Source organism: Nonomuraea sp. NPDC050733 (genome assembly GCF_040654215.1).
Taxonomy (GTDB): Bacteria; Actinomycetota; Actinomycetes; order Streptosporangiales; family Streptosporangiaceae; genus Nonomuraea.
The window spans coordinates 84,929-101,610 of record NZ_JBFAHO010000026.1 but is presented as its reverse complement, the minus strand read 5'-3'; the positions used below and the strand labels follow the sequence as shown (position 1 = coordinate 101,610).

Genomic DNA, 16,682 nt, shown 5'->3' with positions numbered 1-16,682 from the left:
TCATCCAGCCCCGCCGCCCACGACTGGAGATCCTCAGACGTCACCACATCCGACACGGATCCGACTATAGATCACAAAACATGACTGTAGTACTAGGGCACCATCGGGCTCGAGGCAGTGGGCCGACGTAGGAGGCCCGGGGCGGCGATCGCCCCAGCCCATCCGAAGCCCGACCACCGGCAGCGATCGTCACGGCCTTGTCCGTCTTGGGGTTGCGATCGTAGTATCCGCCGAACATCTAACACATTTGCTTGACCAGCGGAAACGAAGGGGCAGACCCGTATCGCGGTAGGTACGGCAGAAGACGAGAGCGGGTCACTCGGTGCACGTCGAGGTGTGGCTGCGACCGCTGCTGGACGAGATCAGCATGGTCGTCTCCCGGGGCCGGCCCGGCTCGCCCCCCTCCTGCGCCAGATCTGGGACGCCGCCGACTTGCCTTTCCGGGCGGGTCTGTCCCTCTGGCGGCTGTCCTTGGACCTCCTGGTTGTACGAAGGAGTGTCGCAGCGGCAGAACACCGAACTCTTCGACGCCTTTGACCAGCGCCCCGATTCACCCACGGGAGGAGCGCCCCGGGCCGGGGGGCGGGCGACGGGTGGCCCGCCCCCCGGCTATCCGGCCGCTGTCACTCGGCGCACGGCATGACCATCGGGCTCACGTCCGATGACTCCTTCGGCTTGCCTAGCTAGAAGGACTTCGGCTCAAGGAACGAGCCCCATGTGTATTCGCCAGAGCTGTTGATTTGCCACGTGACCTGGCCGACCACCGTCTCCCAACTGGGGTTGTCGGGGTCCAGCGAAGTGGTGTGGTCGTAGCGGTTGTTCCTGGGATCCAAACAGTCGGTCCAGGTGTACCAGCCGGCGCCCAGGTAGAAATTCGTCCGCAGCGGCGTCGCCGAGTGGCTCCAGGACTGCACCCAGTCGTAGTTGCCGGCGGCCAGGTAGATCCGACGGTCCACACACGAGTTGTCCCAGTTCTCTAACGGCCATTGGGAAAGGTACTGGGTCTTGGAGTTGTACGCGGTCGTTCCCGCATCAGCGGCGGCAGGTGCCGAAACGGACGCGGTCAGGGCGAGGAATCCGCCTACGAGAATGAGAAGTTTCTTTCGGTTCATCGTTATCCTTTGATGTTCGGGTGTGGCCGATTAGAGCCAAGCACGCAGGCCGCCGGGGCCTCACTACGGAAAAGAGCGTCGCGCCGGGCGAACGCCCCGCGTCTACTCGCACCTCGTCTAATGACCCCAGGAACAATGCGCTTCCACCCACTCCGGACTCCTTGTCGCTCGACGCTGGTGAAAGGTGGAACGGGGGGCTCTCTGGGTGGCTTGCCACGTCAGCGGCGCGTTGTCCCGATCGGTATGGGATTCGCATGCGTCGGCGTACACCCGCTGGAGAGGCCGGGAGCAGCTTGCGTCATGAAAGTCATCGTAACCAAGCCACTTTCATGACGCAAGCATGTGGGTAGACTGTGGCGCATGCTGGGGAAGACCTACGACTCAGAAGTGTGTTCGATCGCACGCGCCCTCGAGTTGATCGGCGAACGCTGGAGCCTGCTGATCATCCGCGACGCCCTGTTCGCGGGAGCCACCCGCTACAGCGACTTCCACCGCCGCCTTGGCATCGCGACCAACATCCTCAAGACCCGCCTCGACGGCTTCGTCGAGACCGGGATCATGCGGCGCCACCGGTATTCCGAGCAGCCCGAACTTTACGAGTACCTGCTGACCGAAAAAGGGCGTGCGCTCGCACCCGCACTGGTCGCCCTCACCGAATGGGGCGACCAGTGGTCAACCGACGGCGAGCCGCCGATCCTCTACACCCACGGGGAGTGCGGCGCCGGAATCACCCAGCAAACGGTATGCGCCCACTGCGGCCGAGTGGACGACCCAACCGAGATCCACGCCACGATCGGCCCCGGAATGCCCCCCGACCGAATACCCCGAAACGCCTGATCTTCGCCGGGCCCGCACAAAACACCGGCGGCTCGCCACCACTGAGTGGCCGGTGCCGTCGAGACAACTGCTCACGGGTACGGCGCCGACACTCAGGCTCGCATCCCTCGGCAATGAACTCGCCGACCTTCATCTCGAAGCCGTTCAGGCTGTCGGTGTCGGCGCAGGCGATGAGGATGTCGCGCACGCCGCGGTTTTCAGGTCGGTCATTGCCGAGGTCCAGAAGCGGGCGGACTCGCTGGCGGTGGCGTGGTCGAGCGGGGTCTTGGCCAGCCAAATCCCGAGGACGTGCTTCTCGCCGTCGGCGTCGATGTCCGACCGCAAGGTAGGCAGGCTTGGCCTGGACGCTGTGGTTGTCTCTGGCTTTGATCACCATGGCGTCCAGGAATTCCTTCAACATGGCCGGAACCGGGCAACCCCATGTGGGGTGGCGATGGCCGTGATCCATCCTTTCAGCGCGCGGACAGCGACGGCACAATCCGCCACCACGGCGGGGCAATGACCCCCCACCATGCTCGGCATGCTGGGGTCTGCTTGCCTGACGTGCCTGACAGACTTCCAAGCGGCTGACCAGCAGGTTCGCTTGACAACCCAAGATAACTCCCGAAGTCGCGGGTGATGCCCGAGCAGTTCCGGCAGGCCGGTTTGCCGTCGCGGCGGCCAGGTAGCAGCCGGTCGGTTCCGCAGCCGGGGCAGATGCCGTAGGTGCGTGCCGCCTTCTCGCAGCAGGTCCGGCAGATCAGCCCTTCCCAGTTGGCGGCCTTGGACGCCCGACGGCCGCAACGGACGCACTCGCCCACGTGCCAGCGCTCGTATTTCTCTTGCGCGGAGGATCTGCTCATTCCTGGGGCCGGATGCGGGCGCGCTTGGGCCGGATGGCGGCCAGATCGGTTACTGGGCCTCCGCTTTCACCGGTGGCGGTGGCGGTAGTGGCCGGTCGGCGGTCTCCGGGGTTGAGGAACCTGCGGACAGCCATTGGCGCTGAGAATGATCTTGGGGTGGTGTTCCGTAAGGGGATCCTCTAACAGACAGAAGATGAGGCGCGGTCAGTACCCTGGCGAGGTGACGATGGACGCCGCCCTATCGAGGGCCACGAGTGGCACAGTCGACTCTCCTCTGATCCCTCTGCCAGAACACATCGCGGAGCTTCTGTCCGACGTGGGAAGCCCGCTGCGACTGGTGGCCCACCTGCGGGCCGTCCACGATGTCGCGCACCAACTGGTCGCCTGGTTGGAGAAGCACCGTCCCACCTTGATCTTCGACCGTGAGGCGGTGCTGTTCGGGGCCGCGACGCACGACATAGGAAAGGCCGTCCATCTCGGCGAGCTCTCCGGCCCTGGATCGGCGCATGAGGAAGCGGGGCAAGCCCTTCTGCTCGGCCGCGGCGTCAGCCCGGAGCACGCCCGCTTCGCCGCAACGCACGCGTCCTGGACGCGGCAGGATGTCGGCCTGGAAGACCTTCTTGTCAGCCTCGCCGACAAGATCTGGAAGAACAAGCGCGTCCCGGATCTGGAGGACCTCATCGTGGCCCGCCTGTCCGAGGTCACCGGCCGAGCAACGTGGGAGGAGTTCATCGCCCTCGACGAGATCCTCTCTCACATCGGCGACCGGGCCCACGAACGACTGGCGTTCCAGGCATCCTTTCCGATCCACAGCTGAAAGTTGGCGACACACCATGACGATGAACTCCGGCACCTCCGGTCGGATACCGCGGATTCCGCCGAGGCCAGAGCTCCGCATCACCGCCGAGCATGACATCGCAGCCCGGCGGCGCAAGCACTGACACCAGGCGCTCCACCGCGCGGTGTGTTTCTGGCGTACTCCGGCCGTACCCGCGGAAGCAGCACCTTTCGCTCCCGCAGCCATCCCACCCCGTCAGTGAAGATCGCCTTCGGGCCGTCACCCGACGTCCACGACCGCGCCGCCACCCACGCGGTGAACTTCCCATCGACGTCGGTGAAGTCCTTCCACCCATACGCCCGCCGCATATCACGCTGATGATCGAACGGCGTCTCCCGCCGCTCGGCGTACCGCTTCACCTGCGGGGCGTCCTCGACGCCCAGCTGCCCGGCCACGAACTCCAGCACCGCCCCCGGCACATCCAGAGGATCTTCCAGGAACGTCCCCAGCCAGCGCACCGTCCCCAGTTGAAGGGCGAACCCGAGCCTCATGTGCTCGCCGCGCCGCTGCCCAACCAGCGCCCGATCCTCCTCATCGAGGAAGAACACCCGCTCCAGATCAGCCTGCGCCGGCGGCCCCACGAACCGCCCGTAAGCGGCCGCCTCATCATCAGTCAAGAACTCCACAGGCATAACCCGCAAAGTAGGACCAACCAGAAGACTGACCACCCAGAGCGATCAAACCATTACAAGATCCCCGCTCACCTGGCGCCACCCACATCCGAACCAGTGGCGGTAACACGCGCCCCAACGGCCCCCTAACGCCACTGAGGGTTCGGTTGCTGCTCAACCCCCCGCTGCGGCCCGACGCAAACGCGTGTGCGGTTTCCTGCACAGGCTGGCGCCACTGATCGTTCCATTCCTCCCCCGGGGGCCAATCTTCATTTGAGGACACCGAAGGCTTCGGCTGTGTGCACTTAGCTAGGGCCGCGACCTCCAGGTGTAGGGCGCAATGACCGCAGTGTCCACGTCGGTGTCGGGCCAGCAGCGGCGCAGCACCTCGGCCGTTGACCGGCACCAGGCGGCGAAGTGGGGGAAGACCCCGTAGGCGTCCGCGGTGCGCGCCCCGGCTTCCAGGCCCGCCACCAGCTGGATCCGGGAGTCGTCGCCGGGCTCGCGCGCTTCCCGCTTGCGCAGGCCGTTGGAGCGGATCGCCGTCCAGACCACAGCCGCCGAGGCGAGGCCGAACCCGAACCGCCGGTCGTCCTCGGCTTCGGGGACGCCGCGCGCCAGGGCAGTGCGGAACGCGGCGATCTGGCGCTCCCCGCAGACCGCCATCCACAGTGAGCCGGGGACGGTGAACCCGGCCGCGGCAGTGAGCGCATGGCGGAAGCCCGCCCCCTCAAAGTCGATCAGTCGACCGTCGCCGTCCGGCATGGTGAGGTAGTTGTTCGCCTCGGGGTCGCCGTTGGTGAAGGCCAGGAACGGCCCGGGCTCGGCGAGTTCGGCCCCGGCGGCCCGCAGGTCGCGCTCCGCGGCGTCCGGCATCGGGACGCCGAACTCCGCGGCCCGCTCGGGCGCGGTGCGCCACAGCCCGGTCCAGGCGTGCTCTCCGTCGCCGAGTTCCTGCGCAGGGGAGCCCAGCTCGGCGCGGCGCGTGGCGAAGTCCGCGGCGCGGCTGGCGGAGGCGGCGGCGATCTCGCCCTCGGCGGCGGCGAAATCGGTGAGCCGGTCGTCCAGCTCCGGGGTGAGGCCGTTGTGGCGCAGCAGCCGGGCGAGCTCGGTGCGCGGGGCGAGGTCCTCGATCACCAGCATCTGGGTGTCGGGCTCCGCCGCGAGCAGCCGCGGCCCCAGGTGGGCAAGGCCCAGGTCCTTGTCGAGCAGTTCCAGCGCGGCGCGCTCGCAGCGCATCAACTCCGCGGCGGAACGCAGGCCGTAGCCGCCGGGACGCAGGCGCTTGACGATGACAGGGGAGCCGTCGGCGAGGTGGGCGCGGAGCACCCAGGGGTGCCCGTCCAGCTCCTCCAAGCGGACGACGGGGACGGCGAGCAGATCCTCGATCTCGGCGGAAACGGCGGCGACGACGGCATCCACGGGTGAGGGCATCGGCGGATTATCGCACGCTTGCGTCATATTCAAGATCACCACGCTCGCCTGCTGGGCTTTCGTGAGCGGAGGCCCGATCAGAACCTACTTTGGGGCTGGGGCCGTGTTCGGGAGCGGAGGGCCAAATCAATCGAACGGCTCAGCGTGTCTGCTCACCCAGTGCGCTCCGTCCAGCGCCCTGCTCCTGCGCCGTCAACCGAGAAGGTGCTCAACGGCCGACGTCGTGACTTCGGTCGCTGTTCTCCTGTTCGCGTTGTGGCGCTTGATGAGCGGTGGATCGGCTGCGTTGCGGTTGCGCGCAGAGGTGGCTCTACCTGAACCGCGCTCAGTGCTGGCCTGACGACGCGCTTCGGCGTGTTCGGCCTGGACAACCTGTTCGATCTCTCGCCGGTCCGGGGGAAGATCTGCGCGCCGCGAGACCTCGCTCTTTACTGCGTCCAACTCCTGCTGGTGGCGAACCTGGGTGGCGCGGGCCTCGTCGGCGCTTCGGGCGGCAGCGGTCACATCCCGGGTTCGGGCGCCGCGCTGGACGGCGTCGAAGTCGCGGGTCAGGTCGTCGTGGCGCCGCCGTATCGCCGGCCAGGTGACTGCGGAAGGGGCTTGCTCGGCTGCCTGGCGTGCGTCCTGCTCCAGCGTCGGGCGGCGCACGAGGATCTGCTCCAGGTCCTGATGCTGGCGGGCTTGCCGGTCGCGCAGCTGCGGCAGCTCAGCTTCCAGTTCGCGGCGGCGGGCCCGGTTCCATGGACGCAGGGCGTCGAGCTCGCGGGTGATGGCGAACTCGCTCCTCCTGCACCGCGGCCAGTTCATGGCCGAGCAGTTCCTGGGTCCTTCGTGCGGTCGTAGCGGTGTGTTCGGCAGAGCGGACATCGGCGGCCCGGCCACGGCTGGCGATCGTCTGCCAGTTCTTTTGCATCTGGCGGTGCTGATGCCTGATCAATGACCACACCGCTCGGGGCGGGGCCTGCTCGACGGCGTGCACGTCGCGCCGGCGCTGCCGCAGTTGTCTGCCTGCCTGAGCAGGGCCGAAGAATTCGAGCGTCACGATCCTGGTGGCACAGGGCCTCGGGGCAGCGGTCAAGGAGATCGCTTGACTACATTCATCCCCCTGGGGTCGCTGTACCGGCGAGGCCTCCGCCGTCGCTGACATCGCATGTCGCAGACCACTGGCCACTACACGGATCCTGAACAAATCCTCAACAAGGCGCGGCCTAGCTTCACTCCTGTAACCCGCTCGACACGAGCGGTTTCACGAGCGAAGGAGACGGCATGAAGGCCATCCCGAAGATCAGCACCGCAGTCGCGGCGGGTGCGTTCCACTGGTGCTCGTGGGTGGGACAGCGGAGGCGGCAACCCAGGCCATGACCCCCGCGGCGACATCCAGCGCCGTCGGGTCCATGGGCAGGCCAACCCCCACCATCAAGTGGCTCTGCAACACGTCGCCGATCCGATCAGCAAGGGAGAACATCTCCATGCGCACCAACCTCGCGACCCGGGCCGGGCTGTTGGGCGTCGCCTTGGCGGCGACCCTGTCCCTGGCCCCGGCCCCCGCCCAGGCGGCCCCCGCCACCGCGCCGCAGACCGCCGTTCGGACCGCCATCGCGCCTGCCACCGCCCAAGGGCCCGTCGCGGCCGAGGCGGTCTTCGGCCAGGCAGCCGCCAAACGCGCCAAGTGGGTCACGCTCAAGCACGAGTCGGGCCGGCACGGCTACTGGGGTCCCTCGTGGAACCGCAAGTACGGCCACCGGGTGATGCAGGTCAAGGCCCGGTGCTGGGGCAAGGGCCAAACCATGATCGTCAAGTTCATGTACCGGAACCAGTACCTGGACTGGAAGACCATGAAGAAGGCCAAGTGGCCCTGCGACGGCACTCCCCGCTACCTGCGCGTCACCAACGCGGGGCACAAGAAGTACGGCGCGATCTTCATCCCCTCGTTTACGCAGACCATCGAGTACTGGGCGCAGTCCTACGGCTGACCGTCAGCACCGCCGTTCCCGTGGGGTCATGATCCCCCGTCGCGACGGTCACCACGGGCCGTCGCCGATCCGATCAGCAAGGGAGAACATCTCAATGCGCACCAACCTCGCGACCCGGGCCGGGCTGCTGGGCGTCGCCTCTGCGGCGGCCCTGTCCCTGGCCTCGCCCCCCGCCCAGGCGGCCGCCATCACGCAGCAGGCTCCAACCGCCGCCGCGCCGAGCACGGTCCAGAGGGCCGAGGCGGTCTTCGGCCAGGCGGTCGCCAAACGCGCCAAGTGGGTCACCCTCAAGCACCAGTCCAAGCGGGTCAACAACTGGAGCGTGGTCTGGGATCGCAAGTACGGGCACCGGGTGATGCAGGTCAAGGCCCGCTGCTGGGGCAAGGGCCAAACCATGAACACCGCATTCGAGTACCGGAACCGGTGGGGGGCCTGGAGGATCATGAAGACGGCCAAGTGGCCCTGCGACGGCACTCCCCGCTACCTGCGCGTCACCAACGCCGGGCACAAGAAGTACGGCGCGACCTTCACCCTCTCGCATCGGCAGACCGTCGAGTACTGGGCGCAGTCCTACGGCTGAGCCGGCCACTGATCCGCCCCGCGTCCGGCGCCACCGTCCGGGCGCGGGGCGGTGCGCGCCGTGGGCTCCGCGTACGTGCTCCCGCAAGCGGTTCCGGACGCGCCGGGCAGGACGGGATCCGCCGGAGGTGTTCGTTCCGCAGTCGCATCTACCGGGAGTCGAGGCCGAGGTCGACTTCGGGGACGTGACGGTGCGGATCGCGGGCGAGCAAGTGCAATGCTTCCTGTTCTCGTTCAGGTTGTCGTATTCGGGCAAGGCGGTCCATCGGGTGCTCGCCACCGCAGGCCAGGAGACATTCCTGGAGGGACACGTCCACGCTTTCAGGGTGCTGGGCGGAGTCCCGGAAAATACCCCAGCGTCTCGCGTACGTGATCAACAGCGGACGTCGTGCGAGCGCTTCACACCCGCGCGTGAACGCCTGTCGGGCTTCGCGGCGATACAGGGGTGTGCGTACATGGATGAGCTGGATCGCCGTTGTCCCCTTCGCCGGGTGGGCGCTGGTGCGGCTGAGCGGGTTCGAGCTGGACTGGCCGTGGGTGCCGGTGGTGGCGTACACGCCGTACGCGGCGGCCGGGGCAGTGGCCGGCGTGACGTTGGCGTGGGTGCTGAGACGGCGGGTGGCGGGGGTGGTGGGGATCGCGGCCGTGATGGCATTGGGAGTCGTCGTCGTGCCCCGGGCCTTCGCCGACGGCAACCCGGTGGCGGACGGGCCGGTGTTACGGGTGCTGGCGGCCAACCTGATGGTGGGCCAGGCGGACACGAGCCAGCTTATGGCCCTGGTCGGCCAGGTACGGCCGGACGTGCTGACGCTGCAGGAGCTCACCCCGAACGCCATGCGGCGGCTGGAGGAGGCGGGCGTGCGCGAGAGGTTGCCGCACGCCGTCACGCGGCCGTTGCCAGGGGTGGGCGGGTCCGCCGTGTACGCGAGGCATCCGCTGACGGCCGGAGAGACGATCAAGGTGGGCGCGTTCGGGCAGGCCAGGGCGTGGCTCGCACATCCCGGCGGGGACCGTGTGGAGATCGTCTCCGTGCACCCGTGCGCGCCCAAGCGCGCCGGCCGGCAACCGTGCTGGCAGGGTGGCCTCCACGCGCTGCCGCGAGGCCGCGGGCAGTTGCGGCTGCTCGCGGGCGACTTCAACGCCACGCTCGACCACCTGCCGATGCGTGAGCTGCTGGCGTCCGGGTATCGGGACGCGGCCGACGTCATGGGGCGCGGATTCGCGGCCACCTGGCCGCAGGCGCTGGGCCGAACGTGGCGACTGCCCGGCGTGACGATCGACCACGTGCTGGCGGACTCGCGGATGGCGGTGCGAGACTTCCGCGTGCTGGAGTTGCGGCACACCGATCACCGGCCGGTCTTCGCCGAGGTCAGACTTCCGTGACAACCGCGAGACGGCCGCCTGGGCCATCGACCATGGCGCCCGGTTCCTGGCCGGCGCGGTCAAGAACGTGCCTTCGGCCGTGGGAGCGCCGGACACCCTGCTGTACTACAGCGGCGACAAGGCGGTCTTCGAGGAGTTCGAGACGATCCTGAAGGTGCTGGGCGGCGACACCGTCCACCTCGGCGACGAGGCCGACCTGGCTGCCCTGTACGAGATGGCGGTGGGTGCCATGCTGCTGCCGGCTCTCGTCGGCTTCTTCCAGGGCGCCGCCGCGGTCCAGGCGCGCGGGCTGGAGGTGAACACGATGGTGCGCTTCGCCGGCAAGTGGCTGGACATGATCAAGTCCCTGCTGCCGATCCACGCCAAGGAGATTGACAGCGGCGACTACACCGACGCCGCCTCCTCGGTGAACCTCTTCCTGGCGGCGGCGGCCCAAGACGATGACCTGGTGAGGCGGGCTACGGCGATCAGAACGTCGGCCCTCACGGAGATGCTCAGAAAGCCGGCGCGACAGCCGTAAGCCGGCTCGACTCATCGGTAGGAGTCGATAAGCCGTGCGAGGTGCCTGCCGGCGATCTCCAGCGGCGCCTCGCTCTGGGACACCTGTGTCGACAGCTCCGCGCCCTCCAGCATGTTGATCACGCTGTGGGCGAGGTCGTGCGCCACGTCGTCGGCGAAGCCGGAGCGGGTGAGTTTGTCGCGGACCAGCGTGCGCCAGTTCTCATAGGCGTCCTCTGCGGCCTGCTGGATCTCGGGCACCCGGCCGGCGCTCTCCAGCGCCGTGGTGGTGACGGGGCAACCGTCCAGCCAGCCGGACGCGCGCAGTCCCTTGGCCAGGTCGCGGGTGCAGGCGACGATCGCCGCGGCTGGATCGTCGTCCGTGTCGCCGCGGGGCGCGAGGAGGGCTGAGTCAGTCGAGGCGGCGCTCACCGCCAACGAGCTGGTGGTGCTGAGCCTGATCGACTACGACGCGATGGGCGCCATCTTGGCGCAGGCCCCGGAGGCCGCTCTGGGCGGACACACCCTGGTCAACCTCACCTCCGACACCCCGGACAGGGCACGTCAGGCGGCCGCGTGGCTGGCCGAGCGCGGGGCCGTGCAAATCACCGGTGGTGTGCAAGTGCCGCCTCCGGGCATCGGCACGCCTGATGCCATGACCTACTACAGCGGCCCGAAGGACGCTATCGAGGGGCGCAGGCCCGCACTGGAGGTGCTGACCGGGATCGAGTACCTCGGCGAGGACCCCGGACTGGCGGCGCTGTACTACCAGATCGGGATCGACATGTTCTGGACGGCGCTGGCAGGCTACCTGCACGGCCAGGCGGTGGCGGAGGCCAATGGCATCTCGGCCGAGGATTTCCTGCCACACGCGGTGAAGACCATGGACCTCCGCTATTTCCTGGAGTTCTACGCGCCACGCATCACCGCGGGCAACCACGAGGGGGACGTCGACCGGATCTCCATGGGCGCAGCGAGCATGGAACATGTGCTGCACACCACACAGGCATCCGGCGTTGATGACTCAATTCCGGCCGCCGTCCTGAAGATCTTCCGCCAAGGCATCACCTCCGGCCACGGCCAGAACAGCCTCACGAGCTTGATCGGCGTGCTGAAGCAGCGCTGACGTATCACCGGTCCAACCCCAGGAGAGGGCCTCGACGCTTCCATGTGCGCTTGCCTCTGCTCCCCGGACGGAGCCGTCACCTTGTCCTGGCTGATGTCGGAGTCGTTCACGTCTCGTTGTCGGCGAACCTGTATGTGGCGCGTTGGCTTTACCAGATCGCGGCCGCCAGCCGATCTCTGTGGTCAAGCGGCTGAGCTGCTTGTCGTCCCCGGCGGCCAAGCGGCGCCAGGTGGGTGAGGCGATGAGGGCCGCGATGCTGACCGCCTCGGGCACCGAGAACAACCCGCGAACACGGACACCTTCAACTGCAACCGACATGTGCCGACATGAAACACGATCCTTCCGACCTCCAGACGAGCTGCACGGGGGTGTAGCCCGGCGGCGGGCGGCCATGTTTGTAGGTGCGCCCGTCCCGGGTGATGCGCGCAAGCCGCCATGTGGGCGAATGGCAGGGTCTATGCGGCGCCGGTCTGAGCGCGGACCATCCGCGCGTACCACCCGTGCCGGTCGCCGAGCAGGTCGAGGCGGTCTCCGTGTTCCGCTACCCGGCCCTCGTCCAGGGCCACGACGGTGTCGAACGATTCGAGCACGCCGAACCTGTGGGTGATCATCACCGTCGTCCGTCCCGCCCGCTCGGCCAGGATCGCCTCGACGACCTCCAGCTCGGTCATCGGGTCGAGCGCGGAGGTGGCCTCGTCGAGAACCAGCACTGACGCGCCGGCCAGGAGCGCGCGAGCCAGGGCGATGCGTTGTCGTTCGCCGCCGGACAGCAGCGCCCCGCGCTCTCCCACCAGCGAGTCGTAGCCGTCCGGGAGTGCCATGACCCGCTCGTGGACGCGGGTGAGCCGGCAGACGCGCACCAGATCGTCCGCGGTGGCGTCGGGGGCGGCGTATCGGAGGTTGTCGGCGATCGACCCCTGGAAGAGGAAGGGGTCCTGCGTGGCGATGCAGACCCGTCCGGGCGAGGGACGGCCGATCTCTGCCCCGTCGATTCGGACCGACCCCTCGGTGGGCGCGTGCAGGCCGGCGAGCAGGTGGCCGAGTGTCGTCTTGCCCGAGCCGCTCGGGCCGACGACCAGCGTGGTGGATCCGGCCGGGAGGGTGAGGTTCACGCCGTCCAACGCCGGACGGTCCCGCTTCCCTGCGGCGTACCGGAAGGTGGCAGCACGGACGGCGAGCGCGCCGGGCCCGGGGGCGGGGTCTGGCCGTGGATCAGGCCCGGGCTCCAGCTCGGGCTCCATGTCGAGGTAGTCGAAGACCCGCTCGAAGGCTCCCTGGGCGGAGCGGAACTCGGTGGAGATGTGCAGGAGCTGCCACAGGGGCTGGTAGAGCCTGGCCTGCAGCACGGTGAAGGCGACCAGTGTGCCTGGGGTGATCCCGTCGGACAGTCCCGCCGCCACGAACACCAGATAGGGGGTCAGCACGAAGAAGACGTGTCCCGCGCTCAGCACCCCTTGGGCCACCAGTCCGGAGCGTACCCCGAGCCGGATCAGCCGCTGGCTTTCCCCGGCGAACCTGCCGGCCTCGTCCGCGCTTCTGCCGTGGACCCTGGCCAGGATGACGGCGCCCAGGCACAGCCGCTCCGCCACGATGGCCGACAGTTGCGCGCGAGAGCGCTGGCTGACCTCCGAAAGGTTCTTGAGCGCTCGCCCGGAGCGGGAGGCCACCCAGACGACGACCGGCGCGAGACTCAGGGCGGCGCCCGCGAGCTGAGGTGAAAGCGCCACCATCGTGCCGGCAGCGGCCACGAAACCGATGACGCCGGACAGCGTGCTGGGCAGGGTGTCCTTGACGGCGTTCTCGATCTGAGCGGTGTCGTTGGCCAGCCGCGACTGGATCTCGCCGCCTTGTGTCGAGGCGAAGAAGGCGAGCGACATGCGCTGGAGACGGCCGAACAGCTCCACGCGCAGCGCGTGCACCACTTGCTGCGCGACGCGGGCCGACACCCACGTCTGGCCGAGGTCCACCACGCCCACCGCGCAGGCGGTGGCCGCCGCCAGGCCGGCGATCAGCGCGAGCAACGGCAGGTCGGGACCGCCCGCGCCGAACAGCGCCCGGTCGAAGACCAGCTGGGTCAGCAACGGGACGGCGGCGTTCAGCGCGGAGTAGGCCATGACGAGCAGGACGACGAAGCAGATGGCGAGCCGGTGCGGCATGAACAGCCGCACGACCCTGCGCCAGGTCCCGGGGGTGGGAGGCGTCTCCGAAGCGAGGAGGGGACGATCGTGCACGGGCCGGGCCTGTCCTTGTCTGGTGATCGAACGCCTGGTGACCGAACGTGTGGTGATCGAACGTGTGGTGATCGGGCAGAGCCCCGCCCGCCCGTGTCCGGGCGGGCGGGTTCGGCCGTCAGTTGTCGGTGCAGCCGAAGTGCTTGATGCAGTGGGTCAGCCGGAGCGCCTCGTTGGCGCCGGGCTCGAGCTCCTGGAGCGCCTGCAGGTCCTCAACGTCGAAGGACATGGTCGTTCACCTCCTTGTGAATGCCGGGGCCGCCTGTGATGCGGCCGTCTGTCATCGCCGTCCCGCTGCGGGAGCGGCGAGCCTGGGTGCCTCCTCCGGCATCCACAACCGGGCGGACCGGTCGCGCAGCCGGAGGAGGAAGGCGACGATCCCCGCCGTGCCGGCGAGAAAGGTCGGCGGGAAGTCTCCATGGGGTCCGGGGACGAGCAGGCGGCCGCGACGATCGGTCGCGCGGATCTCCAGGCATCCGGCCAGATCTCGCGCCCACCGCTGGTAGCGGTCGTCACCGGTGAGATCGGCCATGTCGAGCAGGAATTCGCCGTCGCCGGGCAGTCCGTGGCACGGCACCGGCCCTGACTGCCATCGGGTACGGTGCACGGCCGCCGCGGCCTTGTGCGCCAGGTCCAACGCGGGCGGGTCGCCGGTGGCGCGCCAGTACCTCACGAGGAAGGAGCCGATCCCGGAGGAGCCGCTGCACCAGTACGGCCGGCGCGGGCGCACCGTCGACAGGTCGTCGCGCTGCGTCGGCCACCAGGCGGTGTCGCCGTCCACTTCGGCGTGTTCGTAGAGGGCGCGGGCGATCTCGTGGACGGTCGCCGTCCAGTCCGGCTGGTGGAGGGCCCGGCCCGCGTGGAGCAGCGCGGTCCCGATGCCGGCGATGCCGTGCGCGAAACCGAAGTGGTTGGCCCCTGCCAGGCCCGAGTCGAACGTCTGCGGCGTCGGCCACTGCGGATGGCCGTTGCTGTACGACCGCGCCTGATGCAGGTTCCGGAAGGTCTCAGCGGCCCGGTCTCGCAGCGTACGATCTCCCGAGGCCAGCGCGATGTGCAGGAGCGCCATGCCGCATCCGGCCAGTCCGTGCGTCACGTCGGAGCTGGGGTGGTCGGTCGGCAGCCGTCGCGCTGTCCGCACCGCGAACCGCGCCAGCTCGGCGTCGCCCATGGCCGTCGCCGCGTCGTACAGCGCCCACACCGCGCCGGAGCGCCCGAAGTGAAGGCCGGGCGGCCAGACGTCCTCGGCCGCCAGCCGCCGTCTCAACCAGCGGGCGAGTTCGGCAGCCGCCGGCGCGTGCGGTTCGGCCCGCGTCAGGACGCCGAGGATTCCCGCCGCGCCGCCGTTCACCGAGCACGGATCGGCTTCGATGCCGTCGGCGGCGTCGGGCCACGGCGACGGGGCGTCCTCGCTCGTGTCCATCGTCTCCACCAGGTGCGCGATCCCGTCGTCGATCAGGCGGCCGATCCGCTGCGATGGCCGGGCCTGGTGGTGGGGGGCGGCCCGCTCGGGGGAGAGCGCGGTGAGGAAGCGAAGGCAGTTGTCCAGCGACCAGCGCCGCTCCGGTTCTGTCGCCAGGAGGCCTTCCACAAGCGGTCGCAGCAGGGCGAGCGTGGGGTTGGCCGCTGCAACCGCTGCCACCCTGGCCGCTTGGTCGAGGCCTGGCGGGTCCAGGTGGGCGCCGACCGCCAGGAAGTACACCATCGCGCCGAGGCTGTAGAGGTCGGCGCCTGCGTGTGGGGCGGGCCGGAACTCCCCCGTGTGGCCGGCCAGCTCCGGGGCGAGGTAGCCCGGAGTCCCGCCCACCATGACGGTGGTGCCCGGCACGGCCGCGTGTTCCAGGTCGATGAGCCGTAGTTCGCCGCCGGGCGAGAGCATCACGTTGTTCGGCGACAGGTCGCCGAACACGTAGCCTCGGCCGTGCAGCGCCTTCAGCAACGCGGTCAGGCGGCTGACGACGGGCAGGACCTGCGCCGCCGCGCTGCCGAACCCGTCCTCGCCCAGCGGTCCGGCGTTCTCGTCCGACCAGCGCTGCAGCGTGATCCCTGGCACGAACTCTTCGACGAGGAAGGTGTGGCCGCCCTGCTCGAAGAAGTCCACCACGGCCGGCGTGATCCCGGCCGTGGCGAGGTCTTCCAGGCAGGAACGTTCGGCCGCGATTCGATCTCGCGCGTCGCGGCCGCTCAGATCGGCGCACGCGTGCGGACGCCCCTCTTTGACGACGACATCGTGGCCGGTGGTGGTGTCCTCGGCGAGGTAGACGCCGCCGCGGTTCGCATGACGTATGGCTTCACGGACGATGAACCGGTCATTGAGCATCACCGCGGCCGCCCGCGGGCGCCGGCTCGCCGCCGGAACCTCGAAGGGACAGGTCACGAACGGTGGCGGGGAGAAGCTTGGCCGCCGTTCGTCGGGAACAAGCCGGCCCTGCGGCGAACGCAGCCGAATCTCGTAGAACCCGTCGTTGCCGAGCACGCGGTGGCCGCTGAAGGCGCCGTAGCGGTAGTGGACGACCCCGCCTGTCCGGTACGGACGGTCGGAAAGGATCACCGGGCCGGGAAATCCCCGGGTGGCGTCGTCGAGCAGGGCGGCCAGGCGCACCGACTCGGCGTCGTCGAGGGGATAGGCGGTGATGAACTTCCCGGCCTGCGCACGGCTGCAGTGCGGTTCGAGGAGTTTCCAGTAGTCGCTCAGCCGGGCGGGGAACTTGAAGGCGCAACGGGCCTCGACGAGTACTCGCGAGACGTGGGCGAGCGCCAGCGGGGCGGAGAGCATCGTCGCGGAGACATGCAGCTTCCATCCCTGGTCGGGCATCGGGTAGGCGTCGGGGGTGACCTTGCACCAGAGGTCGTCCTCGGTGATCGACCAGTCCCGCGCGACCGCGCGTCCGAGTTCGGCGGTCACGATGTCGCGCAGAATGGCCGGGTCTTCCGAACGCATGCCCACGTGAACCCGCTTCCACTCGTCGCTGCTTTCCTGCAGAACGAGAGTCGCGAAGCGCTCTTGCAGATGAATGGGAAACGAATTGAATGCGAGGTGAAAGCTGGGTTCCCGGCCGGAGGAGGGTGCCGCCCCCCTTTATCGGTCGCATTTATCCGCTTTTTGTTTCGTCCGTTGAATGGTCCGAAAATCGGTTCATGGACGTGCGTATGAAGTGGACAGGCGACGCCGTCCAGTCGGGCTGCCCGCGGACGGCGGGTGGGTGGGGTTCGTGGAC

Annotated in this window: 15 protein-coding genes and 1 pseudogene; 8 read left to right on the top strand and 8 right to left on the bottom strand. The window is 68.8% G+C overall.

Going from position 1 to position 16,682, the window contains the following annotated elements:
* Positions 1-683: 683 nt before the first annotated feature.
* Positions 684-1,112, bottom strand: a complete 429-nt coding sequence (locus AB0H64_RS31475; protein ID WP_357631916.1) for a hypothetical protein — start codon at positions 1,110-1,112, stop codon at positions 684-686.
* A gap of 360 nt (positions 1,113-1,472) precedes the next feature.
* Between AB0H64_RS31475 and AB0H64_RS31470 the strand changes: the two genes are divergently transcribed.
* Positions 1,473-1,949: a helix-turn-helix domain-containing protein gene (locus AB0H64_RS31470; RefSeq protein ID WP_357631914.1), complete on the top strand. Its 477-nt coding sequence runs from the start codon at positions 1,473-1,475 to the stop codon at positions 1,947-1,949.
* 144 nt (positions 1,950-2,093) lie between these two features.
* Here AB0H64_RS31470 and AB0H64_RS31465 read toward each other — a convergent pair whose 3' ends face one another.
* Positions 2,094-2,273 (bottom strand): hypothetical protein, encoded by a 180-nt coding sequence (locus AB0H64_RS31465; RefSeq protein ID WP_357631912.1) that lies wholly within the window; start codon positions 2,271-2,273, stop codon positions 2,094-2,096.
* 744 nt (positions 2,274-3,017) lie between these two features.
* Between AB0H64_RS31465 and AB0H64_RS31460 the strand changes: the two genes are divergently transcribed.
* Positions 3,018-3,608, top strand: a complete 591-nt coding sequence (locus AB0H64_RS31460) for a phosphohydrolase (RefSeq protein WP_357631920.1) — start codon at positions 3,018-3,020, stop codon at positions 3,606-3,608.
* Between the two features lie 80 nt (positions 3,609-3,688).
* Here the strand turns inward: AB0H64_RS31460 and AB0H64_RS31455 are convergent, their stop codons facing one another.
* The 3 genes from AB0H64_RS31455 to AB0H64_RS31445 all read right to left on the bottom strand — a co-directional run bounded on the left by AB0H64_RS31455 (position 3,689) and on the right by AB0H64_RS31445 (position 6,481).
* The gene (locus AB0H64_RS31455) at positions 3,689-4,297 is read right to left on the bottom strand and encodes a DUF4158 domain-containing protein (RefSeq protein ID WP_357631910.1); all 609 of its coding nucleotides are present in this window, start codon (positions 4,295-4,297) and stop codon (positions 3,689-3,691) included.
* A gap of 252 nt (positions 4,298-4,549) precedes the next feature.
* Positions 4,550-5,674 (bottom strand): hypothetical protein, encoded by a 1,125-nt coding sequence (locus AB0H64_RS31450; RefSeq protein ID WP_357631908.1) that lies wholly within the window; start codon positions 5,672-5,674, stop codon positions 4,550-4,552.
* A 192-nt stretch (positions 5,675-5,866) separates the two neighbouring features.
* Entirely contained in the window at positions 5,867-6,481 is a 615-nt protein-coding gene (locus AB0H64_RS31445) for a hypothetical protein (protein WP_357631906.1), read from the bottom strand.
* A 662-nt stretch (positions 6,482-7,143) separates the two neighbouring features.
* Between AB0H64_RS31445 and AB0H64_RS31440 the strand changes: the two genes are divergently transcribed.
* The 5 genes and pseudogenes from AB0H64_RS31440 (at position 7,144) to AB0H64_RS31420 (ending at position 10,129) form a co-directional block, all read left to right on the top strand.
* Positions 7,144-7,647, top strand: coding sequence for a hypothetical protein (locus AB0H64_RS31440; protein ID WP_357631904.1), 504 nt, complete (start codon positions 7,144-7,146; stop codon positions 7,645-7,647).
* A 94-nt stretch (positions 7,648-7,741) separates the two neighbouring features.
* The gene (locus AB0H64_RS31435) at positions 7,742-8,227 is read left to right on the top strand and encodes a hypothetical protein (protein ID WP_357631902.1); all 486 of its coding nucleotides are present in this window, start codon (positions 7,742-7,744) and stop codon (positions 8,225-8,227) included.
* 124 nt (positions 8,228-8,351) lie between these two features.
* Positions 8,352-8,570, top strand: a pseudogene (locus AB0H64_RS31430) (IS21 family transposase); the annotation flags it as partial.
* A 115-nt stretch (positions 8,571-8,685) separates the two neighbouring features.
* Complete coding sequence (locus AB0H64_RS31425) at positions 8,686-9,609, top strand: endonuclease/exonuclease/phosphatase family protein (RefSeq protein WP_357631900.1); 924 nt, start codon at positions 8,686-8,688, stop codon at positions 9,607-9,609.
* 79 nt (positions 9,610-9,688) lie between these two features.
* Positions 9,689-10,129 (top strand): hypothetical protein, encoded by a 441-nt coding sequence (locus AB0H64_RS31420; protein ID WP_357631898.1) that lies wholly within the window; start codon positions 9,689-9,691, stop codon positions 10,127-10,129.
* An 11-nt stretch (positions 10,130-10,140) separates the two neighbouring features.
* Here the strand turns inward: AB0H64_RS31420 and AB0H64_RS31415 are convergent, their stop codons facing one another.
* On the bottom strand, positions 10,141-10,539 hold the full coding sequence (locus AB0H64_RS31415; protein WP_357631896.1) for a hypothetical protein: 399 nt from the start codon (positions 10,537-10,539) through the stop codon (positions 10,141-10,143).
* 16 nt (positions 10,540-10,555) lie between these two features.
* Here AB0H64_RS31415 and AB0H64_RS31410 point away from each other — a divergent pair, with 16 nt between their 5' ends.
* Positions 10,556-11,233, top strand: coding sequence for an NAD(P)-dependent oxidoreductase (locus AB0H64_RS31410; RefSeq protein ID WP_357631894.1), 678 nt, complete (start codon positions 10,556-10,558; stop codon positions 11,231-11,233).
* Positions 11,234-11,688: 455 nt separating this feature from the next.
* Here the strand turns inward: AB0H64_RS31410 and AB0H64_RS31405 are convergent, their stop codons facing one another.
* Positions 11,689-13,464 (bottom strand): ABC transporter ATP-binding protein, encoded by a 1,776-nt coding sequence (locus AB0H64_RS31405; protein WP_357631892.1) that lies wholly within the window; start codon positions 13,462-13,464, stop codon positions 11,689-11,691.
* Positions 13,465-13,744: 280 nt separating this feature from the next.
* The gene (lanL, locus tag AB0H64_RS31400; protein WP_357631890.1) at positions 13,745-16,405 is read right to left on the bottom strand and encodes a class IV lanthionine synthetase LanL; all 2,661 of its coding nucleotides are present in this window, start codon (positions 16,403-16,405) and stop codon (positions 13,745-13,747) included.
* Positions 16,406-16,682 lie beyond the last annotated feature (277 nt).